This window comes from Dethiosulfovibrio russensis, from assembly GCF_021568855.1.
GTDB lineage: Bacteria > Synergistota > Synergistia > Synergistales > Dethiosulfovibrionaceae > Dethiosulfovibrio > Dethiosulfovibrio russensis.
Genome location: NZ_JAKGUG010000008.1, coordinates 101,601 through 127,436, shown reverse-complemented (window position 1 = coordinate 127,436; position 25,836 = coordinate 101,601). Strand labels below are relative to the sequence as shown.

General features: G+C 54.7%; 28 protein-coding genes. 3 read left to right on the top strand and 25 right to left on the bottom strand.

What is annotated here, in order from left to right; genetic code table 11:
- Positions 1 to 283: 283 nt before the first annotated feature.
- From recA to L2W48_RS09885, 18 genes are all read right to left on the bottom strand, one after another.
- A complete protein-coding gene (gene recA / locus L2W48_RS09970; RefSeq protein WP_329604253.1) occupies positions 284 to 1,444 on the bottom strand; it encodes a recombinase RecA in 1,161 nt (386 codons plus the stop codon).
- 1 nt (position 1,445) lies between these two features.
- Entirely contained in the window at positions 1,446 to 2,030 is a 585-nt protein-coding gene (thpR, locus tag L2W48_RS09965; RefSeq protein WP_236099616.1) for an RNA 2',3'-cyclic phosphodiesterase, read from the bottom strand.
- Positions 2,027 to 2,527, bottom strand: a complete 501-nt coding sequence (locus L2W48_RS09960; protein WP_236114877.1) for a CinA family protein — start codon at positions 2,525 to 2,527, stop codon at positions 2,027 to 2,029. Before L2W48_RS09960 ends, thpR begins: the two co-directional genes overlap by 4 nt.
- 6 nt (positions 2,528 to 2,533) lie before the next feature.
- Positions 2,534 to 3,037, bottom strand: a complete 504-nt coding sequence (locus tag L2W48_RS09955; RefSeq protein ID WP_236099614.1) for a phosphatidylglycerophosphatase A family protein — start codon at positions 3,035 to 3,037, stop codon at positions 2,534 to 2,536.
- Entirely contained in the window at positions 3,030 to 4,325 is a 1,296-nt protein-coding gene (rimO, locus tag L2W48_RS09950) for a 30S ribosomal protein S12 methylthiotransferase RimO (protein ID WP_236099613.1), read from the bottom strand. Before rimO ends, L2W48_RS09955 begins: the two co-directional genes overlap by 8 nt.
- Positions 4,322 to 5,593 carry a helix-turn-helix domain-containing protein gene (locus L2W48_RS09945; RefSeq protein WP_236099612.1) on the bottom strand — a complete coding sequence of 424 codons (1,272 nt, stop codon included), beginning with the start codon at positions 5,591 to 5,593 and terminating at the stop codon, positions 4,322 to 4,324. Before L2W48_RS09945 ends, rimO begins: the two co-directional genes overlap by 4 nt.
- Positions 5,590 to 6,288, bottom strand: coding sequence for a ribulose-phosphate 3-epimerase (rpe, locus tag L2W48_RS09940; protein WP_236099611.1), 699 nt, complete (start codon positions 6,286 to 6,288; stop codon positions 5,590 to 5,592). The genes L2W48_RS09945 and rpe overlap by 4 nt, the downstream gene beginning before the upstream one ends.
- Positions 6,267 to 7,463 (bottom strand): PASTA domain-containing protein, encoded by a 1,197-nt coding sequence (locus L2W48_RS09935; protein ID WP_236099610.1) that lies wholly within the window; start codon positions 7,461 to 7,463, stop codon positions 6,267 to 6,269. The genes rpe and L2W48_RS09935 overlap by 22 nt, the downstream gene beginning before the upstream one ends.
- A gap of 17 nt (positions 7,464 to 7,480) precedes the next feature.
- Positions 7,481 to 8,902, bottom strand: a complete 1,422-nt coding sequence (locus L2W48_RS09930) for an RsmB/NOP family class I SAM-dependent RNA methyltransferase (protein ID WP_236099609.1) — start codon at positions 8,900 to 8,902, stop codon at positions 7,481 to 7,483.
- A gap of 1 nt (position 8,903) precedes the next feature.
- Positions 8,904 to 9,590: a DUF6391 domain-containing protein gene (locus L2W48_RS09925; protein ID WP_236099608.1), complete on the bottom strand. Its 687-nt coding sequence runs from the start codon at positions 9,588 to 9,590 to the stop codon at positions 8,904 to 8,906.
- Positions 9,591 to 9,702: 112 nt separating this feature from the next.
- Positions 9,703 to 10,398 (bottom strand): zinc metallopeptidase, encoded by a 696-nt coding sequence (locus L2W48_RS09920; protein WP_236099607.1) that lies wholly within the window; start codon positions 10,396 to 10,398, stop codon positions 9,703 to 9,705.
- A 120-nt stretch (positions 10,399 to 10,518) separates the two neighbouring features.
- Positions 10,519 to 11,661, bottom strand: coding sequence for a DegT/DnrJ/EryC1/StrS family aminotransferase (locus L2W48_RS09915; RefSeq protein WP_236099606.1), 1,143 nt, complete (start codon positions 11,659 to 11,661; stop codon positions 10,519 to 10,521).
- A 135-nt stretch (positions 11,662 to 11,796) separates the two neighbouring features.
- The gene (locus tag L2W48_RS09910; RefSeq protein WP_236099605.1) at positions 11,797 to 12,456 is read right to left on the bottom strand and encodes a GntR family transcriptional regulator; all 660 of its coding nucleotides are present in this window, start codon (positions 12,454 to 12,456) and stop codon (positions 11,797 to 11,799) included.
- A 105-nt stretch (positions 12,457 to 12,561) separates the two neighbouring features.
- Positions 12,562 to 13,494, bottom strand: a complete 933-nt coding sequence (locus L2W48_RS09905; protein WP_236099604.1) for an ABC transporter permease — start codon at positions 13,492 to 13,494, stop codon at positions 12,562 to 12,564.
- Positions 13,478 to 14,590: an ABC transporter permease gene (locus tag L2W48_RS09900; protein WP_236099603.1), complete on the bottom strand. Its 1,113-nt coding sequence runs from the start codon at positions 14,588 to 14,590 to the stop codon at positions 13,478 to 13,480. Before L2W48_RS09900 ends, L2W48_RS09905 begins: the two co-directional genes overlap by 17 nt.
- Complete coding sequence (locus L2W48_RS09895) at positions 14,583 to 16,121, bottom strand: ABC transporter ATP-binding protein (protein ID WP_236099602.1); 1,539 nt, start codon at positions 16,119 to 16,121, stop codon at positions 14,583 to 14,585. The genes L2W48_RS09900 and L2W48_RS09895 overlap by 8 nt, the downstream gene beginning before the upstream one ends.
- Before the next feature lie 17 nt (positions 16,122 to 16,138).
- Positions 16,139 to 17,119: a BMP family protein gene (locus L2W48_RS09890; protein ID WP_236099601.1), complete on the bottom strand. Its 981-nt coding sequence runs from the start codon at positions 17,117 to 17,119 to the stop codon at positions 16,139 to 16,141.
- A 25-nt stretch (positions 17,120 to 17,144) separates the two neighbouring features.
- Positions 17,145 to 17,633 carry a nucleoside deaminase gene (locus tag L2W48_RS09885; protein ID WP_236099600.1) on the bottom strand — a complete coding sequence of 163 codons (489 nt, stop codon included), beginning with the start codon at positions 17,631 to 17,633 and terminating at the stop codon, positions 17,145 to 17,147.
- Between the two features lie 152 nt (positions 17,634 to 17,785).
- On the opposite strand from L2W48_RS09885, the gene L2W48_RS09880 reads away from it, so the two are divergent.
- Positions 17,786 to 17,986: a hypothetical protein gene (locus L2W48_RS09880; RefSeq protein WP_236099599.1), complete on the top strand. Its 201-nt coding sequence runs from the start codon at positions 17,786 to 17,788 to the stop codon at positions 17,984 to 17,986.
- On the opposite strand, the gene L2W48_RS09875 is transcribed toward L2W48_RS09880, so the two are convergent.
- A complete protein-coding gene (locus L2W48_RS09875) occupies positions 17,965 to 19,329 on the bottom strand; it encodes an aminotransferase-like domain-containing protein (RefSeq protein ID WP_236099598.1) in 1,365 nt (454 codons plus the stop codon). The two genes, L2W48_RS09880 and L2W48_RS09875, sit on opposite strands and share 22 nt — an antisense overlap.
- Before the next feature lie 161 nt (positions 19,330 to 19,490).
- Between L2W48_RS09875 and L2W48_RS09870 the strand changes: the two genes are divergently transcribed.
- Positions 19,491 to 20,273 carry an HAD family hydrolase gene (locus tag L2W48_RS09870; protein WP_236099597.1) on the top strand — a complete coding sequence of 261 codons (783 nt, stop codon included), beginning with the start codon at positions 19,491 to 19,493 and terminating at the stop codon, positions 20,271 to 20,273.
- A gap of 122 nt (positions 20,274 to 20,395) precedes the next feature.
- Here L2W48_RS09870 and L2W48_RS09865 read toward each other — a convergent pair whose 3' ends face one another.
- From L2W48_RS09865 to L2W48_RS09855, 3 genes are read right to left on the bottom strand one after another with little or no spacing between them, the layout of a single operon-like run.
- Positions 20,396 to 21,271: an AMP-binding protein gene (locus tag L2W48_RS09865; protein ID WP_236116544.1), complete on the bottom strand. Its 876-nt coding sequence runs from the start codon at positions 21,269 to 21,271 to the stop codon at positions 20,396 to 20,398.
- Positions 21,268 to 21,789, bottom strand: a complete 522-nt coding sequence (locus L2W48_RS09860; protein WP_236116543.1) for an AMP-binding protein — start codon at positions 21,787 to 21,789, stop codon at positions 21,268 to 21,270. Before L2W48_RS09860 ends, L2W48_RS09865 begins: the two co-directional genes overlap by 4 nt.
- Positions 21,765 to 23,159, bottom strand: a complete 1,395-nt coding sequence (locus L2W48_RS09855) for a hypothetical protein (RefSeq protein ID WP_236099595.1) — start codon at positions 23,157 to 23,159, stop codon at positions 21,765 to 21,767. Before L2W48_RS09855 ends, L2W48_RS09860 begins: the two co-directional genes overlap by 25 nt.
- 100 nt (positions 23,160 to 23,259) lie before the next feature.
- Between L2W48_RS09855 and asnS the strand changes: the two genes are divergently transcribed.
- A complete protein-coding gene (asnS, locus tag L2W48_RS09850; RefSeq protein ID WP_236099594.1) occupies positions 23,260 to 24,564 on the top strand; it encodes an asparagine--tRNA ligase in 1,305 nt (434 codons plus the stop codon).
- 50 nt (positions 24,565 to 24,614) lie between these two features.
- On the opposite strand, the gene L2W48_RS09845 is transcribed toward asnS, so the two are convergent.
- From L2W48_RS09845 to L2W48_RS09835, 3 genes are read right to left on the bottom strand one after another with little or no spacing between them, the layout of a single operon-like run.
- Positions 24,615 to 24,992, bottom strand: a complete 378-nt coding sequence (locus tag L2W48_RS09845; protein ID WP_236099593.1) for a Fur family transcriptional regulator — start codon at positions 24,990 to 24,992, stop codon at positions 24,615 to 24,617.
- Positions 24,993 to 25,006: 14 nt separating this feature from the next.
- Positions 25,007 to 25,180: a helix-turn-helix domain-containing protein gene (locus L2W48_RS09840; RefSeq protein ID WP_236099592.1), complete on the bottom strand. Its 174-nt coding sequence runs from the start codon at positions 25,178 to 25,180 to the stop codon at positions 25,007 to 25,009.
- Between the two features lie 14 nt (positions 25,181 to 25,194).
- On the bottom strand, positions 25,195 to 25,755 hold the full coding sequence (locus L2W48_RS09835; RefSeq protein ID WP_236099591.1) for a peroxiredoxin: 561 nt from the start codon (positions 25,753 to 25,755) through the stop codon (positions 25,195 to 25,197).
- Between the last annotated feature and the right edge of the window lie 81 nt (positions 25,756 to 25,836).

Genomic DNA, 25,836 nt, shown 5'->3' with positions numbered 1-25,836 from the left:
TAAAATTCACTTGGCTTCGCTTTTCTGTTTCCCCATTTTCGGCTGTCAATGTTCTCGCGCCCTCTGTTACAGCTGCCTTACGAGGCGGCCGGCTCAGCGACGCAGAAGGAATAATACACCAAGCCCCCAGATCACGCAACGCATTCAAATAGATTTTTTACGATAAAATAAAGCTCAATAGTGAGCTTCACGGGACAAAAAAAAGGCAATCTGGATAATGACCAGACTGCCCCTGACATATAAACTCAGTTAGCGTCAAAAAGTCTTTTTTTTAAAAGACCGATTATACTGTATTCTGGTCTTTCTTATCTCCTTCGTCGTTCCCATCGTCCTCTACCGCGAGATCCATAACCTCTTCGTCCACGTCTATTACAGGGGAGGGCAGATCCATGTCCTCGTCGGAGTCTTTCGGGTCTTTTCCGATATCGAATCCGAGACCTTTTGCCGCCTCGTCCAGAACGGCCTTGACTATTTCTTCGTTCAAGTCCGGATGTTCCTCCAGATAGTTGGCCACGTTGTCCTTGCCCTGTCCCAGGGTCTCGCCTTTATAGGCCAGCCAAGAGCCTTTTCTCTTTATGATCCCGGCGTCTATGGCCATATCCACCGTAGACATGTTGTTGGGGATGCCCTTTCCATAAACCAAGGTGGTATGGGCGGTCCTGAAGGGAGGGGCCTGTTTGTTCTTGACCACCTTTATCCAAAGTTCATGCCCTATGGTATCGTCCCCTTTGGTGACGGACTTTCCCCTTTTTACCTCTACCCTTACGGATGTATAGAATTTGAGGGCTCTCCCTCCGGTAGTGGTCTCCGACGGTCCTCTGCTGTATCCGGTCGAGATGGTCGCCCTCAGCTGGTTTATAAAGACCACTATGCTGTTGCTCTTTGATATGGCAGAGGTTAGACGACGAAGGCTGTAGGACATGAGTCTAGCCTGTAGTCCGACCTGAGTGTCGCCTATCTTGCCGTCTATCTCCGCCTGAGGGGTCAGAGCGGCTACCGAGTCCACCACCACGATGTCTACGGCACCGCTTCTGACCAGGGTCTCCAGTATATAGAGGGCCTGTTCCCCGCTGTCCGGTTGAGCTATATAGAGATCGGCCACGTTGACCCCTAGAGACTGGGCCAGCCTGGGGTCCAGAGCATGCTCGGCGTCGATAAACGCCGCGACACCTCCCGCTTTCTGCGCTTCCGCCACAGCATGAAGGGCCAGAGTGGTCTTTCCGCTTCCCTCGGGACCGAAGACCTCGACGATCCTTCCCCTGGGGAAACCTCCGATGCCCAGCGCTACGTCCAGAGGGAGAATACCTGTCGGGATTACCTCCACATTTGCCAATGTATCGTCTCCGAGACGCATTATGGAGCCATCGCCGAACTTGCTCCTGATGTCGTCTATGGCTACCTCCAGGATATCCTCTCTGGTCATTGTCTTTTTCTTTGCCGCCACTTCATCGACCTCCTCGTCGTGTTGTAAGTGGGTATTCTCCTTCTATGGAGTAGATAGGACCGGTTGGAGTCAGCTCGCTCCTCAGGAGAAGGGCTTTCTCCACCGGAAGGAAGGGAGTAGGAGACCATATTTCCCTTATGCAGTCGTAGGCGACTATGTCCTCTCTTCGACCGTTACACCTGGCCAGGGTCATATGAGGCCTAAAAGGTCGTCTTTCCGACGATAAACCGGCCTCGACCGCCGCTTTTCCCGCCAATTCCGCCAGTCTGGTAACCTGACGACCTCTCTCCTCCACCGCCATCCAGATGACGGAGATGGATCCCTTCCGTCTGAAACAGCCGACTTTCCCCAAGGATATTCCTTCCACCGAAGGGACGTCAGCAAAGGCTGTCTTTAGATTTTCCGCCAGTCTCGAGTAGTTTTTCTCCTCTATCTCTCCGAAGAAACGGAGGGTAAGGTGGAGGTGCTCCCCTCTGACCCATCGGGGAGACCTGAATTCCCTTCGTCCCTGGACGATGAGCTCTTCCACGAGAACCCTGAGCTTTTCCGGAATCGGAAGGGCCAGGAACGACCTGACGACGGTCAAACTAAAACACCTCCCAGCTCGGATATCAAGGTCTCCAGGGCGACACGGACCGTCTCCATACGGACGGACGAACGCCCCCCGGAGAAGTTTTTCCTGAAAGACGAGGGGCTCCTTCCGGTTCCGGCGATACCGAACCATACCGTCCCGACCGGTTTATCATCCGATCCTCCATCCGGGCCAGCTACACCGGTCACGGAGATCGTAATGTTCGCATCGTACAGCTTCAAGGCTCCCTCTGCCATGGCCTCCGCACATTCGGAGCTGACGGCTCCGTGTTTCGCGATCACCTCGGGAGGGACGGATAGAATTTTTTCCTTGGCTTCGTTGGAGTAGGTTCCGGCGGTTCCCTGAAAGTAGGCTGAGCTTCCGGCTATCTCGGTGACTGCCCCTCCTATCAGCCCACCTGTGCAGGATTCAGCGAGAGCTATCTTGACTTTACCGTCTAGGCATAGTTCCTTCAACCGTAGGCTCAGGTCCTTTATATCCGCGGGGAACAAAGTCTATCACCCGAAAAGACGGACGAAACCGTCTCCTATAAATATCCATCTGAAGGTCCACAGCAATAGGTTGGCCAATACGCCTGCCACGACGTCATCGGCCATTATCCCCCATCCTCCGGGTAGTTTCTCCGCGGTGGAGACCGGTATAGGTTTGAGTATGTCGAAGACCCTGAAGAGGAACAAGGCTGGGAGCAGGTAGCCAGAGGCGCCCACCGAGGTGACGTGACCAAGCATGGATATCCACACCCCTACGGCCTCGTCCACTATGACCTCCGATGGATCGGACAGCCCTCTATCCCTAGAGTATTTTCCCGCTCCCCATACTCCCAGAGCGGAGAAGAGTACTATCAAAAAGAGCAGCAACGGGGTCGACACCACCGGCATCACTATCAGACAGCATACGGCGGATCCTACAGTTCCTGGCATAGAGGAGAAACCACCCAGACCGAAAAGGGTGGATAGAGCCCAGGGGAAATCCCTCCTTATTTCCTTCGTAGGACTAGCCATCAGAACGTACCCTCTCTCCGAAGAGGTCGTATTCCGAGGCGTCGGTTATAGAGACCCTCACCATGTCGCCCGGCACATCGTCCTTGGCTCCCGATATCGACACCAAACCGTCTATCTCGGGAGCGTCCCTGAAGGATCGGCCCCATCTGATTCCGTCCTCCTCGTCCACCTCTTCTATCAGAACGTCCATCTCTTTTCCTACGAACCCTCTTTGCCTCGTCAGAGAGATGCCCTGCTGAAGCTCCATCAACTCGGCGTATCTTCTGTTCTTCTCCTCCTGAGGAATCTGGTCCGGTATGGAAGCCGCCGGGGTGCCCTCCTCGGGACAGAAGGTAAAGGCCCCTAGTCGATCGAAGGCTACGTCCTCCACGAAGTCCAGCAAGGACTGAAAGGCTTTTTCCGTCTCTCCGGGGAAGCCCACCATTATGGTGGTCCTGAAGGCGAAGTCCGGGAACATCCTTCGTCCGGCTTTAAACAGCTTTCTGATATGCTCCTCCACAGGAGGGCGGTTCATCCTGCGTAACACGTCTGCGTCTACGTGCTGTATCGGTATGTCGAGCCAGGGCAATATCCTGGAGCTGTTCAACACTCTCTCCAAGAAAACCTCGTCGACCCTTGACGGATGAAGGTAAAAAAGCCTGAGCCATATATCCCCCGGAAGCTCGGCTTCCATAGCGTCCAAAAGGGCGGACAGAGAGCCTCGCTTCGAGAGATCCGAGCCATAAACGGTCAGATCCTGCCCCACCAGACAGAGCTCCTTGGCCCCCTCTTCCGCCAGCTTTACCGCCTCGGACACGATGTCCTTGGGGTCCCTGCTTCTAAGAGGTCCCCTGATGGAGGGGATCGTGCAGAAAGAACACCTGGTATCGCAGCCCTCGCCGACCTTGAGATATCTGGTCCAAGGCGATTCGGTCAGAATCCGTCGGCCTCGTCGAGGCGAATCGATTCCTAGTTCCCTCGCCAGGAAGTCCCAGTCCTCAGCCTCGGCCCAAAGGTCGACAGAGGGGAACTCTTTTTTGAGGTCCTCTCCGTATCTGTTGACGAGACATCCGACGACGCAGATTTTCTCCAATGTCCCCTGGGCCTTCATCTCCTCCAGATCGAGGATGACGTCGATGCTCTCCTCCACCGCCGGCTGGATGAAACCGCAGGTATTTACTATGGCTATATCGCACTCCTCCACCCGGTCGACCAGTGTCCAATTTTCCGGGTCGAATCTATCGGCCAACACCTCGCTGTCCACCGAGTTTTTAGGACAGCCTAATGTGAGGATGTGGATTTTTTTCATTCTTCGGACACGTCCCTGACAGAACCGTCCGTTTCATAGACAATTCGACCGACCCGTCCGGGAGTTCCTGGACGTCCGACGTCCTTGCCGTCCAGGGATACGGCCACGGCGGTAGGATTGCCGAAAGTAACCTTTATCGAGGAGGTCAGATCCAGTTCCCTCTGGTCGCCTTTTTTAAGGGTTCCAACGTAAACGGTCTTTCCGTCTCTAGTGGCCTTGATCCAACAATCTCCCTTGCTGGCTTTTATAAGCAGTTTTTTGGGCCCTGGAGCCGGTTTTTCTTCCGTCTCTGCCTTTTCGGAGGAGACAGGCTGACTCGGCTCCTTCCAGAGGGCCTCCGCCTCATCGGAGGTGATGGCCTTCTGGGTTCCGTCGGAAGAGTAGACGAAGTGTACCGGCCCGGCTCCCTCGGTGGAAGGATCGACCCGCTTGCCGTTCCAGCTTACGCTCAAGGTTTCGGGACGACCGTATATTACGTGTATGAGCCCGGTAGCCTCTACCTCGGAAGTGGCTCCGGCCTTGAGGGTCCCACCGAAAACCCTTTCGCCCTCCCTGGTTATGCGAATCCAGGAATCCTTCAGGGCCTTTATAGTCAAGATCGGGCTCTCCGACTCAGCCGAGGCAGGGGATGATGACACAGCTGAATCCACGGAGGACGGAGCTACTGCCACCCCGGGAATATCGGAGGAGGTCAAGTCGGCGGAGGCAGCGGCTATCTCCCTCTGTCTGGCAGCCAAGAGCTTGGCCTCTTCCTCCCTCTTCTCCTGTTCAGCCACCTTTTCCTCCTGTATTCTGACCACCTCGTCGTGTAGTCCCTCCCTGTTGGACCAGACGTACCATCCGGCAGAGATGATCACAGCCATCAGCAACAGAAAGACCCCTTTTCTAGAACCTTTGCGGAAACCCCTGGCAGGAGGGGTGAAATCTCCCAGCGCAGGTTGGGGTTCGGGCTTTTTATCACTGGCATTCTCCACCAGGATGAAATCGTAGGATTTCCATAGATCCATACGGCCGAGGAACCCCAGATATTTTTTGACAAACCCCCTCCTGTAGACGTTTCCGTTGAAGACGTCCATCTCTCCGAGCTCTATGCTCTCCAGGTAGGATTTTCTGATCTTGGTCTCGTCCGCCACGTAGTCCAGGGTAAAACCCTGTCGGTTTCTCTCCTCTTTGAGCCTGTCTCCCAAAGAGACCAAGGACTCGTTGTTGTCGGACTTAACGTCGTCGAAGCGATCTGGTTCTCTAACGTCGTCAAAGGATTCATTCATATTTTTGATCCCTCCAAGGCGATTTTTCTGATCTTTTCTACCGTTTTCCCCGGATCATCGGTGCCGAAAACGGCGCTGCCCATGACAGCCACGTCTGCTCCGGACCTGACTATCTCAGATACGTTGCCAGCACCGACGCCTCCGTCGATCTCTATCAGAAACGAAAGTTTTCTCGATGCCCTGATCCTGCAGAGATCGACGAGCTTGGATAACGTCTCCGGTATGAAGGACTGTCCACCGAAACCGGGGTTTACCGACATGACCAGGACCATGTCAACCATGGACAGCACCGGAAACAGTGAACCCACAGGAGTGCCGGGATTAAGGACAACTCCGGGACGTGCACCTCTCTCCCTTATACGGCTCAGGACCCTGTGAAGATGAGTAGTCGCCTCGACGTGTACCGTGAGAAAATCGGGATCTTTATCCAGGAAGCTCTCTATGAAGGACTCCGGAGGCTCTACCATAAGGTGAACGTCCAGGACCTCGTCGGGATAAGCCCTCCTCAGAGCCCCTACCAAGGCGGGGCCATAGGAGAGATTCGGGACGAAATGACCGTCCATCACGTCGACGTGAAGCCAGTCGTGGGTTCCGTTTAGCGACGCTATACTGTCGGACATAGACAGGGGGTCCGCCGACAACAGGGAAGGGGCTATCCTGAGGCCCTCCGGATTTAACGATATCTGTCTTGCCATACGAATTCTCCTCCGAGATATATTGTAACCGCGGCCTCTCCGACGTAGTTTCCGTCGAGAGAGACATATTCACCGCCTGAAACCTCTTTCTCGACCAAAGTCCTGGCTCCCTTTTTGTCGATTATCTCTATCTTCAACTGCAGCGGCTTGGTCAGAGGCGGCACCTGATACCTGATCTTGGCAGTCTTGCCGGGCTCCGACGTTACCGGAGGTGTCTCGGGACGCTGCTGTGCCGGTTCCTGTTGAGACTGTCCTTCGTCGGGCGCAGGAGCAGGTCTCGGTCCAGAAGCATCCTCCCCGGGAACCACGACGATCCTGGCTCCGCCGGAAGAGGGTTTCGAGGGCTGAGTGGAAACGGTCGTCTGGGTCCCTGGCTGGGTAGTACTTCCGGGAACGGTTATCTCCGCCGGGGAGGTAGATACGGTGGGGCTATCGTTTTCCGCCGGTCTGGGAGGTTTTGCCGATTGCCTCATCGTGGAGACCTTCACCGTAACGTTGCCCCCAGATGGCAGAGAGGTTCCCGCTTTAGGCCTCAAGGATATGGCCATCCCGGGAGGTGAAGACTGGGTATAGACGTACTCCACAGAGACGGATAGACCGCTTTGAGCGACTAGTTTTCTGGCTGACTCTTCGTCCTTTCCCAGGACATCCGGAACCACTATTCTGCCGGAGCTGCTTTTCTCCGGTCCCATGCTTACCAGAAGGGCAACCGGCCTGGTACGGCTTATCATAACGGGAGCGGCCGGGTTCTGAGCCACCACGACTCCCGAGGGCTTGTCGTTTACAACTCTTATGACATCTCCGAGGAGAAATTCCAGTTCCTGGAGCTTCGCGGTGGCCCTTGAGAACTCCATTCCCCTCAGGTCTGGAAGGGCTTTTTTATACCCTCCTTTGCTGACCTTGAGTATGATGATCTTCTCGCTGTTAACCTTGACTCCGGATTGAGGCCACTGGGCTACGACGGTTCCCCTCGGCTCGAGAGATTCCTCCTGGTCCACTCTGACCTGGAGCCCCATACGTTCTACCATGTCCACGGCGTCTAGGACGGAGGCCCCAACCATAGGAGGCACGACCACCGACTCTCCGCCGAAAAAGACCAAGTAGAAGACCGCACCGGCGGAACCAAGGATCGCCAGCAGCACCAATACCAAGCTCAAACGGATGACTTTCTTCATAAAAGACCTCGACCTCCTCAGGCGATAACAGTCAACAGAGCCATGTAGAATCCGTCGGTCCAAGGATTGTCCGGCCATGTGTAATAGCCCCAGGGACGACCTTTTCTACATCGGGAGACAAGCTCGTGAGGCGGCTCCAGCTCTACGACGTCGGATCTTTTGGACATGGCCTTGGCGACGACCTGTTCGTTTTCCTCCCGAAAAAGGCTACAGGTACAGTAAAGCACGGTCCCCCCGGTGGAGACGAGGTCCAGCGCTCTACCCAACAGCTTTGCCTGCATAGCTCCGTACCGTGCCAGTTCGTCCTGGGAAAGCCTCCATTTGGACTCGGGATGACGGCGCCATGTGCCGCTACCGGAGCAAGGGGCGTCCAGAAGGACCCCGTCGGGGACGAAAGATGGAGCCAGTTCCAGAGAGTCCCCGACGGAGAAATTGACCCTGTCGGAGATTCCCAACCGCTTCATCTCCTTGACCGCCGCCTTTATCCTAGGTCCGGACAGATCCCACCCCTCCAGGGAAGCTTCGGGAAAAGTCTGAGCTAGCTGTCCGGTCTTTCCGCCTCTGCCGGCACACATATCCAAAAGACGAGAGAACTTCCCTCTTCCGGCAAAGGCCAGAGGGGCCACCATGGAGGACTCGCTCTGAGGGGTTATCTTGCCCTCGTCGTAGCCGGGCAATCCGGTGGGCAGTGCCGTTCCCTCCAGCCGAATAGAAAAGGGCAGGTCCGGTGACTCTACGGCGGGGAATCCCCCTTCTCCGAGACACCTGACCATCTCGGTCCTGTCGACTCCCGGAGAGACCCTCAGGGCCAGAGATACTGGCTGAGAGTGGAGCTCTATCAGGGCACGGCCTTCGATTCTACCGAAGGAGCTTTCCCAGGATTTCGCCGCCCAAAGAGGCACCCCGGACCTCATAGCAAGATCCGAAAAAGCGACACTCCGTTCTATCTCTGCCAGGATCTCGGGGCCACCCTCTACTATGCGGCGCAGTACGGCGTTCACCACCCTGGCCCCCCTCTCGTCCCGACACTTCGTCCATTCTACCAGGGCGTTAACCAGGACCCTTGGTTCGAAGGTCCTAAGTTCCAGGCTTCCGGCGGCTCCTACCATCAAGGCGTCGCGAACCGCAGGCGAAACCCCGCTGCTTCCTGTCTTCAGGAAACGTCCCACTATTTCCTTCCAGAGAGACTCCCTCCGTATCAGAGAATACACCAAGGTAGCCGCCAGGGGACGATCCTTCTCGGATACCCTGTCGGAGATGGCCCTCAGACTCTCGCTGGCGAAACGCCCCCTGCGAACCTCTCTCCATACCTCCAAAGCCGCTTCTATTCCTCTCAGGGGGCCCTTGTCACCGCCATGCGCGCTCTTTCGAGGTCCTTTTCTATCTCTATCGATTCCTCCATGAGGCCGATTGCCCTCTTTTTTCCTTTTTTCGATCACTTTAAACGACCTCCGCATCTATCACTCCGCTATCGTCGACGGTGCTGACATAGACTGAATCGGCCATTCTTACAGCCGCACCGAATAAAACCCTGTTCGACGAACGCAGTTCCACACCGGCAACGCGAAGAGATCTCACGTCGGGATCGGTAGTCACGTGTCTCTGCACCCAGGGGCTGACCATCGGGCCCAAGAACTGAGCCACCACCAGAGCCAATATCACGGAAAGCAGGCTCATGGATCCGGTGGCGATCAACAACGCTATGAATATCAGGGACGAAAGGGTATTGACGACCACCACGGTAGTGCCACATCGGGGATGTATGGCAAGCTCCGACTCTCCGGAAACCAGACGATCCCTGGCCTCCTTAGCGGCGTCGAACACCAACGAAGGATCGGGGAGGCCTCTGATGCTGAACCCCCTGCCGTCGGCCTCTCCGGCGAGACCGGGGTATCCTCTGTAGGATAAAACTCTCGCTGTGGCGTGTTCCAGAGCGTGGTTCTTTCTGACCTTTTTATCGAAAAGCATCTTAAAGAGCTGGGACGGGCCAGCCAAGGCCCAGAAAAAAGAGCTCGCCGCGAATCCCAAGGGGATCATAACCACGAGAAACAATCCCACCATCAGAAGCAACATAAAGCCCAACCAGGGCATGAAGAACATCAGGGCCAATATTATCAAAAGGGGCACTGTGAGACCTCCTCTCTCCACGATAAAGGGTGGCCTCTCCATAATCAGGAGGGCCACCCTATCTTAGTATAGCCTCTACCGGCTGAAAAGCCTTTTCTGTCCGACCGGAGGGCTAATCGTCTCCGCCGAACATATTTCTCAAGACTAAAAGCCGGATCAACTGAGCCGCGGCCATCACCGTGGCCGAAACGTATGTCAGAGCGGCTGCGTTGAGAACCTTTCTGGCACCTAACAATTCGTCGGAAGCAAGCATTCCCGTTCCATCCAGGACCTTAAGGGCCCTCGAACTGGCATCCAGCTCAACCGGCAAGGTAACCAGATGAAAAACCAACACTCCCAGAAACAGCACTATCCCCACGTTCATCAGGGTCTGACCTCTGAAGAGAAGTCCTATGAAGAACAACGGGAACGCGGCCATGGAGCCGATGTTGACGACTGGAACTATGGCGTTTCTGAACTGAAGAGGCATATAGCCTTCCTGGTGCTGTATGGCGTGGCCGACCTCATGAGCAGCGACGCCGATAGCCGCTATGCTGGTACTTCCGTATACCGAGTCGGACAGACTAAGGCTTCTGTTTCCGGGATCGTAGTGATCCGTCAGGTTGCCAGCAATAGGACGGACCGGCACATCGGACAGGCCGAACTGCATCAACAGAGCTCTGGCGACGTCCGAACCGGTAACTCCCCGACGGGAAGCCACATGGCTGTACTGAGCGAAGGTGGACTTGACCCTGGCCTGAGCCCAAAAGGCGAGCAGAAGAGCCGGCAAAAGCAAGACCATCGTAGGATCGAAAAAGAAGGGGAACATGTCCTCACCTCCAGAGGGGTCTTATTTTCTTCGACGATGATACCCTCGGAGAGTCTCCCGGGGCAACAGTATTTTTACATATCCGGAGCAAAAGGTCAAATTACATCAGACGAATCTGGGCTATTTCTTTCCGTAAAATGCGGCTATTGTGGAGACCACCCACTCCTGCTCCTCCTCGGTGATCTCCGGGAAAATGGGAAGAGCTATTGTCTGCTCGGTCAAGCTCTCCGATACGGGAAAATCCCCTTTATCATAGCCAAGGAAACTGAAACACCTCTGCATATGCAAAGACAGAGGATAGTAGACCCTGGCGGTGATGCCCTCCGAACCCAGATGCTCGAGAAGGCGGTCTCTGTCCCTTATCACCTTGGGGACGTACTGGTGGTAGATATGGTAGTTGCCCTCGTCTTCGCCGGGAGGGGTGACTATCCCCAGGAGATCGTGCTCCGCGAAGAGGACCCTATACCTGTCGGCCGCGATGCGGCGCTCCTCGTTCCAGCTGTCCAGATGACGAAGTTTTACCCTCAACACAGCTGCCTGAATGGCGTCCAACCGGCTGTTTATCCCGACCTCGTCGTGAAAATAGGTCGTACCGGCTCCGTGAACCCTGAGCTTGGCGATTCTGTCCGCCATCTGCTGGTCCCTGGAGACGACCATGCCACCGTCTCCGTAGCCTCCCAGGTTTTTGGTAGGGAAGAAGGAGAAACAGCCGAGAACCCCGAAAGCCCCGGCTCTGACGGGAGCTCCGTCGATGGATCTCCAGGAGCCGAAGGCCTGGGCACAGTCCTCCACTATCGCCACGTTTCTGGCCTCGAGCTCTTTCGAGAGTTCCTCCATGTGGACCATCTGGCCGAAAAGGTGGACCGGGATAAAAGCCTTGGTCTTATCGGTGACCTTGGACAACACGGTCTCTGCCGTAACGTTGTAGCTGTCGGGATCCACGTCGGCAAACACCGGAGTAGCCCCTAAGCGGGTTATGCAGCTTGCCGTGGCGAAGAAAGAATAAGGGGTGGTTATGACCTCGTCTCCCGGCTTGAGATCCAAGGCCTTAAGGGCAAGCACCAGAGCGTCACTGCCGGAGGCACAGCCGATAGCCCTCGGGACCTCCAGATATCTCTCCACGTCGGACTCCAAACCGGATACCTGGGGCCCCATTATGAAGTACTGGCTCTCGAGCACCTCCTTGACTGCCTGATCGATTTCGTCCTTGATACGAGCGTAACCCCTTTTAAGATCCAAGGTGGGAAGCTTTCTATCTTTCATAGTAAAATCCTCCAATTCGGTGTGATATAAACTCAAGGTTTCTGTATCTTTTTCCCCTCAAGACGATCCATTTTCTCATGGCACGGTGGTTTTGACAAAAAAAGAGACGGGGGAAGCCCCGTCTCTTTCGAATTATCAGTCGTCCGTGTCCGGACTCTTAAGACAGGACATGGACCTCCTCAGATGAGCTCTCATAAGGGCTATCGAAGTCTCTCCGTCTCGATGGGACAGGGCCTCCAATATGGATTTATGTTCCTCCAAGGTGGGGTTTTCATCCTGTTCGTAGAACGGATCGTAAAACACGACATAGGCGTTGGTCCTGGCGAGTATATTTCCTACGAACTCTGCCAAGACCTTGTTGGACCCTGCATCGGCTATAGTACGATGAAACCATTCGTAAGCCTCTAGATAAGCTTCCAAATTTCTCTCCTCGACGGCTCTGACCTCGTCCAGAACGAGCTCCTCCAGTCGTCTCAGATGACGATCTCCTATCCTTTCAGCTGCCATGGCGATGGAAAGACACTCCAGTTTTTCCCTAACTATGAACGTATCCTCCATCTCCTTTATCGTAGGAGATGCCAGACGAGCCCCGCTGTTGGGAATTATGTTGACCAGACCTTCGCTGGAAAGACGCCTCAGCGCTTCTCGAACGGGAGTCCGACTCACTCCCATCTGAACCGCTATATTTACCTCAGGAAGCCTCTGTCCGGGCTTGAGCTGCTTGGTGACTATCTTGTGTCTCAACTCCTGATAAGCGTAATCGGCAGAGGTAGTGTAAAGCCGAGGTTCCCTCATTTATTATTCCCCCGTTCGGTATCACAGATTGTACAATCGTTATAATAGTACCATGATATCGGGATAATACACAATGGAACCGGTGAGATCGTGTACCAACCGATGTCACCCTCTGAATTCCCTGTCGTAAGGTTTTCCCAAAGCGGCAGGTCCACTGTCCTTGGACTTGAAGGAAAATGCCAGGCAACATATGACTAAAAGGTAGGGAAAAACCACCGCCAGTTCGTAAGGGAAGGAAAAACCGTAGACCTGTATAGAACGCTGAAGAGCGTGAGCCATGCTGAAGAGAAGGGCCCCTCCGGCCACCCCCCAGGGGGTCCATCGACCGAAATAGACCAAAGCAACCGCTATGAACCCCCTACCAGCGGTTATGTTGTCCGCAAATATCTGGGCAGAGCAGATGCTCAGATAGGCCCCGGCCAAGCCGGCCATCACGCCCCCAACGATCACACATTGGAATCTTATCCTGTTGACGTCGATACCGAGAGTATCCGCCGCTCTAGGAGATGTTCCCACAGCTCTGACCTTCAGCCCCCAGGAAGTGCGATACAGAACGTAACCGGAAACGCCTATAAGGGCAAAGGTTATATAGACCATCGGATCGTGACCGAAAAGCACCGATCCAACTATCGGAATCTCCCCAAGAGGACCGAAGTTTATCGGGGTGAGTCCCTCTATGGTGGTTATCCATCCTACGTATATCCTGAAAAGGGTACCGGAGAGCCCCCATCCCAACATATATAGACCGATACCGGAAATCCCCTGTTGAGCCTTGAAAACTATGCTGACCAATCCCATGACAGCTCCCATTACCGCTCCGACCACCATGGCGGCAAGAAAGCCGTACCACGGACTTCCTCCTTTGAGGACGGTAAAAAAGCCGACGAAGGCTCCCATCATCATGATTCCCTCGACTCCCAGGTTGAAGATACCGGCCCTTTGATCGAACATCTCCCCCAACCCCGCCAATATCAAGGGAACGGACAGGGGTATTCCCATGGAAACGACCCCTAAGACGATGTCAATCACCGTAATCACCGCACTTTCTCTCCGATCGATCCGGGCGGGAAACAAGTCGCTTAAGCCTGTTCCTCATTCTCGGATCGGCGATGAATACCTGGCTGGACACTATGGACATTATCACGAGCCCCTGTATAGCCAGGACTATGGCGGCCGGCACCGACACGGCCCTTTGCATCATGTCCGCTCCCACTATGAGTACCCCGAAAAAAAAGGCGGCAGGGATAGTTCCTAAGGGATGAAGCCCTCCGAACAACGCCACAACTATGCCGCTGAAACCGTACCCGGCGGAGAGAGACTCCAACGCCCTGTGATGGATACCCAAGACCTCGTTGGCTCCAGCCAAACCGGCGAAACCTCCTGAAAGCATCATCGCCAAAACCAGATAGAGGTTGACCCTTATACCTCCATAGCGAGCGGCTCTCTTGCCTGCCCCGGTAGCCCTCAACCTGTACCCCACAGGTGTCTTCCACAGAAACAAATACACCGATAGGGCCAGGACAATTGCCAACAGTATCCCGGAATGAAGCCTGGTAGGGCGCCACATACGCCAAAGCCACAGGGCACGGTCCACCAGGGCAGTCTGAGGGACTCCCGTACCATATGCGACCTCTTTAGGGTCTATCATTGGCCCTCTTATCAGGAACATGTAAAGCTGGAAGGCTACGTAGTTGAGCATTACGGTACTGAGAATCTCGTTCACCGACAGATAGGCTCTCATCCATCCAGCTATTCCGCCCCACAGGGCCCCTCCGGCAAAGGCGGCGCAGAAGGAGAGGGGGACTACGATGTACCAGGGAGCTTCGGGATAAAGCAACGCCACCGCGGCACCGCAGATCGCCCCTATCTGTATCTGTCCCTCACCGCCGATGTTGAGTATCCCGCTCCTGAAGGCTATCGTTATCCCAAGGGCAACCATAGTCAAAGGAGCCGCCCTTACCAATATCTCCGATAAACCGAAGCTGTCCTTCAGAGGCCCGAGGAGCATCACTTCGTAGGCTTTCAGGGGGTTGGCCCCAGCCAACAGAAAAAGCACCGCACCTATCCCCAGTGCGACGGAGAGGGCACAGAGGACCACGAAAAAACGATACAGAGCCGTCTTTCCTCTATCCATTAGAACGGGCCTCCTCTCTGGGAACTCCCGCCATCAGAAGCCCCAAAGCCTCTCTGGTGGCGTCCTTCCGATCCAGGACCTCTAGGATTTTGCCTTCGTAGATAACGGCGATCCTGTCGCTCAAATCCATTATCTCGTCCAGCTCCTCCGAGATCAGCATGACGGCGGCCCCTTCTTCCCGAGCCTGCAATAGCCTTCTGTGAACGAACTCCGCCGCCCCCAGATCGAGTCCCCTTATGGGATAAGCCGCCACCAGGACCGAGGGCCGTCTCGAAAGTTCCCTGGCCAATATAACCTTCTGTATGTTTCCACCGGATAAAAAACTGCAGGGCGTCTCCATATCCGGGGTCCTCACGTCGAACTCCTCTATAAGCTCTCGAGCTCTTCGTGCCGAGGCATTTTTATCCATAAAGCCACCTCGAGCCATAGGAGGACGAAAATAATCCTTGAGGATCAGGTTTTCCCTGACGGAAAAGGACTGAATGATCCCTTCGTTCAGACGATCCTCCGGTATGTACCCCATCCCCATATCGATGATCTTCTGTGGAGATAGACCCACTATGGTCTCGTCGCCTAAGGTTATATCCCCTTTTTCTATCGGTCTAAGCCCGTTCAACACCTCGGCCAGCTCCCTCTGTCCGTTTCCGGAAACCCCTGCGATACCGACGATCTCTCCGGCATGAAGATCGAGAGAAAGGCCTCTCAAGGCCGCCGTTCCTCGATCCCCCTTAGCCACGACATCGTCTATTCGCAAAGCTATCTTGCCACTTACGGGAACTGCCTCCGAGACGGGCATAGAGACTGTGCGACCGGCCATTTTCTCGGCAAGTTCGGCGGTCGAAAGAACGGATGAGCTCCCCTCCCATACCAACTTTCCGGATCGGAGCACCGCCACCCTGTCGCTGACCGCCTTCACCTCGTTCAACTTATGGCTTATAAAGACAACCGAACAGCCTCTGGACACCATGTTCCTGAGGAGAGCCATCAAATCCTCCGTTTCCTGAGGAGTTAGAGCTGCGGTCGGCTCATCAAGTATGAGCAACTTGGCCCCCAGGCAGAGTATCTTCACCAGCTCCACCCTCTGCTGTTCTCCTACGCTCAACTGCCACACCGGAGAATCGACCTGGACAGGAAGATCGTGACGGGACTCTACGTCCTCTATTCTGCTGCGAACCGATTCGAGGTCCAGACGAAGTCCCATTCCGTCACATAGCCCCAGAGCCACGTTCTCGAGGACGGTGAGATTGGGCACCAGCATGAAATGCTGGTGCACCATGCCTATGCCCAGAGCAAAGGCAGAACTGGGGTCGGATATGCTGACCTCTTCTCCATCGACGAAGACGGATCCTTCATCGGGACGATACAGGCCGTAAAGGACGTTCATCAAGGTAGTCTTTCCCGCTCCGTTTTCTCCTAGCAGAGCCAGAACCTCGCCGGATCGCACATCCAGGGTTACATCGTCACAGGCGAGAACCCCGGGGAAACGTTTCGTTATGTTGCGCATCTCCAGAACGTCGATGACCGGATCCATCTCTAGATCTCCCGTCTCTAATCCAGATTTACCTTCAAGGTGCCGGAGGCTATCTTCTCCTTCGCCTCCTCGATCCTGGTCACCACTTCCTCAGGGATCGAATCGGACAATTCAGGGTTCCACACGAGGTCCAAAGTACCGGTAGCGAGGCTTAAGGCTATATGCCTTCCACCTAGGATACCGGACTTTCGAAGTTCCAGCATCTGCTCCACTACCTCGGAAAAATCGTAGGCCTGAGCGGCCAAAACGGTATCGGGAGCCAAGGAAGATTGATCCATATCGGTAGAAAGCCAGAATACTCCCGGTTTTGTGGAGGCCACCTTTATGGCTCCCACCGTCTGCTGAGCCGAACCGGTCAGGATATCCGCTCCGGCTTTTATGTGGGTCTTAGCGATCTCCCCTGCTGCTACGAGATCTCCGAAACTACCGGTATAGGCTATTCGGACCTTGGCATCCGGATTGGAAGCCTTCACCCCTTTTACGAAGCCCTTGTTGTATTTTATGGCATCGCCAGCCTCCACAGGCCCTACCACACCGATGATACCGGTCTTGGTGGTCAACCCAGCCAACATCCCCAGGAGATAGGCTCCTTCCTGAGCGTGAGGATCGTAGGCGAATATGTTGGGAGCTCCGGCGTTGAACCCGGTACCGTAGGCGAAAGAGGTCTCGGGGAAATCCGGAGCGACCTCGTCCAACACACTCTGATACTGGGCTCCATGAGCGATAACCAACGAGTATCCCTGAGAGGCGTATTGTCTGATGGCTGATCCGGCGTCGACGGCATTCCACAGCCTTTCGCTGACAGCCAGCTCGAAATTATCGTCTCCCATCCCCTCTTGAACCGCCTTAAGCCCATCGTACATCGCCTGTCCCCAGGCCATATCGTCTATGGTGCTGGGTAATATCAAGGCCACCTTGACCTTATCCGCCCAGGCGGAACTACAGAAAATCCCCGATATAAACAGAAACGCAACGGTCAACTTGCAAAAAGCCCTCATCTCGCTACCTCCTTCTACTCATCACCTAAAGGCGTGACTCCCAAAATCCCCGATGGACCTCCTCCGCCTCGTCCTCCAACATGGGCCCTACCACCTCGATCCTCGACCTACCCTTGGCGAAAATATCCCGACAGGGAACATCCAATGTCAGGTTTCTCTCGTCCGATCCAGTCACCCTCCTAAGGCGATACTCGCTAAGACCATAGACCAGCCTTCCGATTCCAGCCCAGTAGATCGCTCCGCTACACATAGCACAGGGCTCCGCACTTGAATAAAGACAGCTCTCGGTCAAAACGGCCCTTTCGAGAGAACTCGAGGCAACCCTGACCAGGGTTATCTCGGCATGACCGGTAAGATCTCGTCCGGTCTCCACCACGTTGCCCTGCTCAAGCAACACTTCACCGTGATAAACTAAAATAGCTCCAAAGGGATGATCCCCTCTGGCCCGTGCTTTCTCCGCTATTTTGAAAGATCTCCGGAGAAAATCAAGGTCGACATCTGCGACGGAATTCATAAGGCTACCTCCTTTTAAGGAGTATGATATCATAGTGGCTCATTGCGACAAAAACACCTTACCCGCAAGGAACTTCTAAGAAGTCACGGACGATACGATTTCACGAAGGACTTGCATTCTTAGAGGTAACACCACAGTTAGGAGGAACTGCATTGCGTATAATCGTTCTCCTGCTATCCATCGCCACAATCGTGATGTACGGTTACGCTTTAGCCGGCATGGGAGGTTTTCTGATCGGAAAAGGACGGCTAGACTACATAATATGGGGGCTGACCGGAGGAACCGGCACGGCTGTAGCCGCTCTATGGATCTGGAAAAAATCCCTCCACCTTTACTTCAAGGACGAAAGTTGACCTCTCCAGGCATCGGCTAGAACCTTCACAGCCTCAGGGATATCGTTCAAGGAGATATCGCTCACGGAGAGACGGACGGCCTCCACCGCCTCTCCATTCAAGGAAAAACTATCTCCGGAGGCGACCTCGACCCCCCTGTTCGAGGCCAACCTAGCCAGATCCCTCCCGCTGAGACCAGGGGTTTCCAACCACAGATAGATACCTCCCTGAGGTCTTGAAAAACTGCCCAATCCAGAATCGACAAGAGACGTACATAGAGATCTCATCCTACAGGCCATCTCGAGCCTGGCCCTTTCCAGAGCCTCCTCCAGACCACCGGAAACGATGAACCTCTCCAAAACGTGCTGGACCAAAGACGAAGCCGGGCCGCCTCTTTCCGCGAGAGAACGGAGAAAACGGCCTCTTATCCCTCCTGGAACCAGGGAATAGCCCAGACGTATTCCGGGGAAAAGGGCCTGACTGAAGGACCCCAGATATACCAACCTTTTCCCGTCGTCCATCGCCCTGAGGGCGGGAACGCTTGAATCGCCGTAACGAAGCTCGCCGTAGGCGTCGTCCTCCACTATCCACATTCCCTTTGCATGGGACAGCGCCAAAACCTGCTCCCTGATGGATCCGCCCATGGTATGCCCGGTGGGATTGGAAAAACTGGGAACCAGATATAGAGCCGTATGGGAAGAACGGCTCTCCATGTCCTCCCGAGGATCCCCGGGGCGAGAAAAGGGAACGACGGAGAGCCCCTCAGCCATGGCGAGGATCCAGGCATCGGGATAGTTCAGCCCGTCCATAAGGATCTCCGATACACCAGCGGATTTCAGAGCCCCGAAGGAAACGGCCAAGCCCTGACGACCACCGGAGGTGACCGTCACATCCTGCCAATCCGCCGGGATCCCTCTGGAAGCGGCGTGAACTACCAAAGCTCTACGGAGCTCGTCTATACCTGCCGTAGGATTTTCCCTAAGGACGTCCCCTCCCCTTCTGTAGAGGACCGATTTGGCGATCCTGGCCAATTCCTCCGACGGGATGAGAGAACGAGACGGCAGCTCCCCGGCCAGGGACCACCTGTTAGACGAACGATCCCGGACCTTCTCCCTTTCACCGACGATACCGGCGATGTAAGCCCCGCTTCGTCCCCTTTGGACTATCAATCCCAGGTCCTCCAGACGACGAAATGCCTCCATCACCGTCATTCGACTGACGCCCAGGCTTTTGGCAAAACCTCTGCTTCCCGGCAGTCTCTCTCCCGGAGAAAAAGCACCGCTTTTTATCATCTTCTCGAGATGATCGGACATCTGGCGATACAGGGGAACGGTCGAGCTCTTTTTTAGCGGTATCTCTATCATGGCGAAGACCTCTCTTGATTCTAAAAGGTGTTTTGACCCTTGCCACCTCGGTTCGGTAGCCTTAAAATGGGTAGTCATTCTCTATATCTTGGAGGTTTTTCATGTCCATTCTATCACCGCTAAAGGCTGATTGCATTATATTTGATGTAGACGGAGTTTTAATGAACACGGACAAATCCTTTCCTAAGGTCATAAAGACCGCGATACCCAGAATATGGGAGGGACTTCTCGGAAGAAAGATCGACGTCAACCCATTCTCTCAACGTCATTTCGAGACGTCCAAACAGTTCTCGCTGCTGAACGACGACTACGATATCTGTTGGGGTCTCGTCTCTCTGGCGGCGTCCAAGGGGAAGGAGAGCCTGGAGGAGAGTTTCCCCTCTCCCTGGGAGTGGGAGGAAACGATGAAAAAGATAGAGTCCTCCGGTCTTACCCTGGTAGCGTGGATGGAGGAGAACCTGGATTCGACCGCTCCATACGACGAGACCAGGAGATGCTGCGAGGAGCTCTACTTTGGATCGGACAAGACCAGGGAGCTTCTAGGCAGAGAGCCGAAAAACCAGGATGACTACGGCTTCTGGCTAGAGGAGACTCCCATGATGAAACGTCACTGGAAGAAGATTCCTCTTCCTGTGGGCATATACACCGGAAGGTCCAGAAAGGAACTGAGCCTGGCTCTGGAGGCCATGGGCTGGAAGGACCTTCCGAGAGACATGGCTATCTGCTCCGACGACGGCATAAAAAAGCCCTCTCCGGAGGGATTGGACCTGCTCTGCAGAAGACTGGACAAAAGCTGGCCCCTTTTCTTCGGCGATACCGCCAGCGACAGAGCTTCCCTAAGGGCCCTCGGAAGAGGTGACTTCATGGCGATAGGGAATATGTTGAAGGACGTTGAGTTCCGCTTCTCCAACGTGGAGGACGCCATAAGAGCTCTTGGTTTGTAAGGCAGAAAACGGGAGACCGAGGAGTAAAACCGGTCTCCCGTTGAGGGCATCTCTAAAAACTCACGTCCGAGAAGTAGCGTTTTTAGAGGTGCCCTTAAATTAGTTCCCTTTGCCCCTTATCTCTACCCTCGATTCAAGCTATCTCGTAGGACCCTTCTCAGCACCTTGCCCAGGCTATTCCTGGGAAAATCCTCAACCGTCTCTATTTTTCGAGGAACCTTGTAATGGGCCAGGTGTCCCTTGCAGTAAGAGATCAGCTCCGCAGAAGTCACAGAGACACCGGGATCCAATATCACATAGCCACAGGGAATTTGACCGCTGAAGGAATTCTCCTTGCCGACTACGACAGCCTCTTTTACCCCGGGATAAGAGGAAAGCACCGCCTCGACCTCCTGAGGGTGGACGTTGAACCCTCCCACGATTATCATATCCCCTGCTCTGTCCATGATACTGACGTATCCGTCGCCGTCTATGGACACCACGTCCCCCGTGTTGAACCAACCGTCCACGAACTTCTCCGCCGACACCTCGGGATTCCTGAAATAACGCGAGACAACGGAAGGGCCTTTGACCCACAGGACACCTTCTCCGCCCTCCTCCTTGACCTCTCCGTCCAGACCTCGGATCTGCCACTCCAGACCGTCCAGAATGGGACCGACCGTGCCTAGCTTACGGGTCCGGTAAGAGGGATTTACCGCCAATATAGGGGAACATTCGGTCAATCCATACCCCTCCAGGACCGGCACCCCGAAAACCTTCTCTATTCGGGAATCGAGATCCACGGAAAAACGGTCGCCTCCACTTATGACAAGACGAACCGAGGAAAATCTCATTCCCATCCTCAAGCCGGCGGCAACCATGAATCTCAACATGGTTGGTACCGCGACTATTGCGGTAACTCCGGAGGCCTCTATGGCCCTCAAGGTCCTGTCGACCGGCATGAACGAAGGGAGAATCACCTGACGAAAATGAAAAAGCATAGGCAGAATCCCACTCACGATGAACCCCAGTGTATGAAAGTTCGGAAGGACGTTGAGAAAAGCAAAGCGATATGGTCCTCCGAGATCGAGGTGTCGGCTCCTCGAAACACATCGATGGGAGCGTCCAAAGGCATGGGGATGACCGGGACGGGACTCTCCGACAGAGAGGAAAAAGCCCCCTCCAGAGGGGCTCCTACCACGACAGCACAGGGCTCTACCGCGTCGATGGAGGATAGGACAGCCTCCGGTCCTGCCTGGGGATTGACCGGAACCACCGTGCCGCCGAGACGCCAACATGCTATCGACAAAGCAAGCAGGGCGGGACAGTTGGGCATGAGGACCATGAGCCTGTCACCCCTTCGAAAGCCACCGCCGGACAGGACCATCTTGGAATCTTCGGCCATGTCGAACAGCTTCCTAGCGGTCATCCACTCACCGTTCCACCACAGGACAGGATCTCCGTCTCTCCAGACCGCGGACACCCTGTCTTCTATGCGAGATGGCCCCTCCATCATCGTCCCACCTGCCTTATCCATCGTTTGATCACCTCAGGGCAGCTCCAAAGCTCTACCCTGGCGTGACTGCCGACCACATCTCCGACCTTCCAGCCGGCCTCTCCCATAGAGTCTTTATTCCTGAGATCCCTGACGGACCAACCGCACATACCTCGCCCGGGAACGCCCAACGTCTTTTTCATGTAATCGGGAAGGAACCCTCTCAGCTTCTCCCCTTCGTCGAGAGGCAGGACCTTCGTGATTCCTCCCCCGAAAGGGACCATCTCGACAGGAACACCGGTCCCCTTGAAATAGGGCCCCAGGACGAAACCGTCGTTCTCCATTACGTTGAAACCGGGCATACGGTCTCTGGCCTCGGAGGATAAAGCATACCACTTGCCCCACAGCGCGGACAAACCACCGTTGATTAAGGCGGAAGCCCTCCTAACAGGCATGCTCTTTATCTGATTGTACAGTTTTTCGTTCAGCTGAAGTCTTTTCATCGCCACGTGGGGCAGACCGTGAGGTACGTAGACCACTGCGGCACCATGGGGAATGGTACCCTGAAGCAGGGGAACCTGTTCCACCCTACAGCCGATGGTCTTGAAAAAAAGCAGGTCGTTTTCCAGTCCGAGGGATGTGGAATGATCGGTGATCACTGAGACCAGGGGGTTTCCTGCGATAGGCTCGATCCGTCTGTCCGGCACGGACATATCCAGCGAACGTTTCCCAAAAGCCAAGACGGCCTCCCAATCGATCTGTCCGGTCATGCCCTTGAGCTGATGTCCCAGGGTCTTGATCGGCTGGGCCACTCTGGGATCGGAGCAAAGCTCCACCAGGGATAGAGACCTTCGTTCCATATAACGGGGTATGTAACCGAGGGACATCGACGGGACCATCCTCCCAAGCTCGACCTCCAACAGCTGAAACTCCCGAGGGTTCAAGACCGATGAAAAAAGAACCCCGTAAACCTCGACATCACTTTCCTTCAGATCCTCGTAGACACCCGTCATTATCCTCGAATTTAGAGAGGCCACCGGGTTGGCATGGGGGAGGGCCAACAGCCCTACGCCCAACATCCGGGCCAAATCGGCGGTACCTCTATCCACCGACATATGGTCCTCCGAAACCATCGATCCAAGAGGTGATAACACCAGGTTGAGGCTGTCGCTCCTGGCTACAGTGCCGAAGAAAAGACGAAGATCCGCCTCGCTCCGAAACTGGAAAGGGTCGATAGAGAACACCTCTTGCTCGCAACCGAGAGATAACATCCTGAGATAACTCTCGTCCATACAGCCACAAAAAAGCCTCAGAGGAATCCCTAGGGACTTCAACGTGGCAGCGATAACTATACCAGGAGGAATAGTCCCCCCTCTCCGTTCATCGGCTATAAGAAGTCTAGGTAGATCCAACGGAACCCCTCCCACCATTGCAAAATGAAATCTCAAACTTAGTGTATCATATACATGCCCTATTTCGGGAAGATCGAAATCCGACGAGGAGGTCTCGCTTATGGCAGCACCGTGGATCACTATCAAGGACATGCCGCAACACGTCGAAGAAGAGGTTAGTATCAGAGGATGGATGTACAACAAAAGAAGCTCCGGAAAAATACATTTCCTCCAGATAAGGGACGGATCGGGATTCGTACAGGCCGTCATGGTAAAAAAAGAGGTCTCTCCGGAAGAATTCGAAGCGGCCAAGAAACTCTGGATGGAGGCGTCGGTGGAGATAACCGGGACGGTCAGATCCGACGACAGGGCCCCATCGGGAGTGGAGCTCACAGTCTCCAACATAAAGGTGAATCACAACCCGACCGACGAATATCCCATAGGCAAGAAAGACCACGGGGTGGACTTCCTGTTGGACAACCGCCATCTCTGGCTGAGGAGCCAGAGACAGAGGGCCATCATGACCATAAGGGAGAGGATAGTCTGGTCCTGGAGACAGTTCCTCCACGACAGAGACTTCCTCCTGGTGGACAGCCCCATAATAACCGGAGCCATCGGGGAGGGAGCTTCCGGTCTCTTCGAACTGGACTACTTCGACCAGAAGGCCTATCTGGCTCAGACTGGACAACTGTACGCTGAGGCGGCGGCAGCTGCTTACGGCAAGGTCTATTGCTTCGGCCCCACCTTCAGGGCGGAAAAATCCAAGACAAGGAGGCACCTCACCGAGTTCTGGATGCTGGAGCCCGAGGTGGCCTACTACGACCATAAGGACAACATGGACCTTCAGGAAGCCCTGGTAAGCTATACGGTGGAACAGGTGTTGGAACACTGCAAAGAGGAGCTGGCCCTCCTGGAGAGGGAACTCTCCCCACTCAAGTCGGTCCTAGAAGGTCCGTTCTACCGCATATCCTACAGGGATGCGGTGAAGAAACTCAACGAATTGGGAAGCTCCATAAAATTCGGAGACGATTTGGGGGCCGAGGACGAGACGATACTGACCCAGCAGTACGACCGGCCCATCTTCGTAGAATGCTACCCCAAGGGGGCCAAGGCCTTTTACATGAAGGAAAACCCCGACGACAAAGAGACAGTGCTCTGTGCCGACCTGCTGGCTCCGGAGGGATACGGAGAGATCATCGGAGGATCCCAGAGGGAGGACGACCTGGATAAACTGACCGCCAGGATGGAATCGGACGGCCTGGACATGGATTCCTACGGCTGGTATCTCGACCTTCGCAGATACGGCACCTTCGTCCACAGCGGATTCGGGATCGGTCTGGAACGCACCATAGCCTGGATATGCGGTCTACATCACATCAGAGAGGTAATTCCCTGGCCCAGGACCATCTACAGGCTGAACCCTTAAAACTCGACGAAAAAGAGTAGGTCCGACCTTAAGGTCGGACCTACTCTTTTTCAAGCCTTGCAACGACATCTTTCACATGGAGATATAAGCAGAAGCCTGTATTCCGCCTCGGCGAACTCCTTCGGGAGCGAATCGCGGGCTATGGGATCCCCGGAGGGCCAGACATCCCTTATCTCTCCACATATGGGACAGACGGCATGAAGGTGTCCGTCCAGATTGCCCTCGTAGCGGCAGGGCCCCTCCTCCATCTGGATCTTCCAGATCAGTCCGGCCTCGCAGAGTTGATCTAGATTCCTGTAGATCGTTCCGAGACTGACGTTGGGGATCTCTTTGCGGACCTCCGCGAGAACGTCCTCAGCGGTAGGGTGAACTCCCTCAACCTCAAGGACCTTGAGTATGGCGTCCCTCTGTCTCGATCTTCTCTGCATGGCCATAGAATCACCTACTCCGGGAGTCCGTAATAACAGCGTTTAGGGGATACCACCCTGCCCTGAGCCTTCAGGGTCTTCAACGCCTTGGAGACATCGTCCTTCTCCAGACCGATAGATTCGGCTAGCTCTCCGGCTTTCATGGCCTTCTCGGAAAGAGCCTCCAGAATTTTTTCCTCGGAACCCATGATACCATCTCCTTCTATATTTTTCCTACAAGATCCTTCCCTGGAACCATTCCCTCGTCACCGGGTTCCCAGCTTGCGGGACAAACCTGACCGTGTGCGGCGGAGAATTTAGCGGCCTGGAGTTTTCTGAGAGCCTCCTTGGCACTTCTGCCGATATCGAGATCGTGTATCTCCACCGCCTTCAGCACTCCCTGAGGATCGATCACGAAGGTCCCTCTCAGGGCTACCCCATCCTCCTCCAAGTATACCCCGAAATCCCTGCTTATCTTGCCGCTGGGATCGGCCAACATGGGGAAACGAATCTTGGCTATCGTCGGAGAAGCCTCGTGCCAGGCCATATGGACGAACTCGGAGTCGGTGCTGACGCTGAAAATCTCGGCCCCTTCCTCCACGAATTTATCGTAGTAATCGGCCATTTCCCCCAGTTCGGTGGGACATACGAAGGTAAAATCGGCGGGATAGAAGAACAAAACCTTCCATTTCCCCTCGTAATCGGACATTTTTATCTCCTTCAGGTCTCCCTGATGAAAAGCGTTGGTCTTGATATCCTCGATCTTGTCTCCTATACGATACATTTAGCGACCTCCTATCAATATCAGTAACGATTACTGATATTTTAAACTCGACCTTCCCATTTGTCAAACCCGACAGACAAA

Bases quoted from the DNA above. Each gene is read 5' to 3' on its own strand.
- L2W48_RS09870 (WP_236099597.1), top strand. From the start codon at position 19,491: ATGAACACGGACAAATCCTTTCCTAAGGTCATAAAGACCGCGATACCC.
- L2W48_RS09845 (WP_236099593.1), bottom strand. From the start codon at position 24,992: ATGCAGAGAAGATCGAGACAGAGGGACGCCATACTCAAGGTCCTTGAG.
- L2W48_RS09900 (WP_236099603.1), bottom strand. From the start codon at position 14,590: ATGGATAGAGGAAAGACGGCTCTGTATCGTTTTTTCGTGGTCCTCTGT.
- L2W48_RS09920 (WP_236099607.1), bottom strand. From the start codon at position 10,398: ATGTTCCCCTTCTTTTTCGATCCTACGATGGTCTTGCTTTTGCCGGCT.
- L2W48_RS09840 (WP_236099592.1), bottom strand. From the start codon at position 25,180: ATGGGTTCCGAGGAAAAAATTCTGGAGGCTCTTTCCGAGAAGGCCATG.
- rimO (WP_236099613.1), bottom strand. From the start codon at position 4,325: ATGAAAAAAATCCACATCCTCACATTAGGCTGTCCTAAAAACTCGGTG.
- L2W48_RS09875 (WP_236099598.1), bottom strand. From the start codon at position 19,329: ATGATAGAGATACCGCTAAAAAAGAGCTCGACCGTTCCCCTGTATCGC.
- L2W48_RS09915 (WP_236099606.1), bottom strand. From the start codon at position 11,661: ATGAAAGATAGAAAGCTTCCCACCTTGGATCTTAAAAGGGGTTACGCT.
- asnS (WP_236099594.1), top strand. From the start codon at position 23,260: ATGGCAGCACCGTGGATCACTATCAAGGACATGCCGCAACACGTCGAA.
- L2W48_RS09955 (WP_236099614.1), bottom strand. From the start codon at position 3,037: ATGGCTAGTCCTACGAAGGAAATAAGGAGGGATTTCCCCTGGGCTCTA.
- L2W48_RS09890 (WP_236099601.1), bottom strand. From the start codon at position 17,119: ATGAGGGCTTTTTGCAAGTTGACCGTTGCGTTTCTGTTTATATCGGGG.
- L2W48_RS09910 (WP_236099605.1), bottom strand. From the start codon at position 12,456: ATGAGGGAACCTCGGCTTTACACTACCTCTGCCGATTACGCTTATCAG.
- L2W48_RS09945 (WP_236099612.1), bottom strand. From the start codon at position 5,593: ATGAATGAATCCTTTGACGACGTTAGAGAACCAGATCGCTTCGACGAC.
- L2W48_RS09835 (WP_236099591.1), bottom strand. From the start codon at position 25,755: ATGTATCGTATAGGAGACAAGATCGAGGATATCAAGACCAACGCTTTT.
- rpe (WP_236099611.1), bottom strand. From the start codon at position 6,288: ATGGCAAGACAGATATCGTTAAATCCGGAGGGCCTCAGGATAGCCCCT.
- L2W48_RS09885 (WP_236099600.1), bottom strand. From the start codon at position 17,633: ATGAATTCCGTCGCAGATGTCGACCTTGATTTTCTCCGGAGATCTTTC.
- L2W48_RS09935 (WP_236099610.1), bottom strand. From the start codon at position 7,463: ATGAAGAAAGTCATCCGTTTGAGCTTGGTATTGGTGCTGCTGGCGATC.
- L2W48_RS09860 (WP_236116543.1), bottom strand. From the start codon at position 21,789: ATGGATAAGGCAGGTGGGACGATGATGGAGGGGCCATCTCGCATAGAA.
- L2W48_RS09895 (WP_236099602.1), bottom strand. From the start codon at position 16,121: ATGGATCCGGTCATCGACGTTCTGGAGATGCGCAACATAACGAAACGT.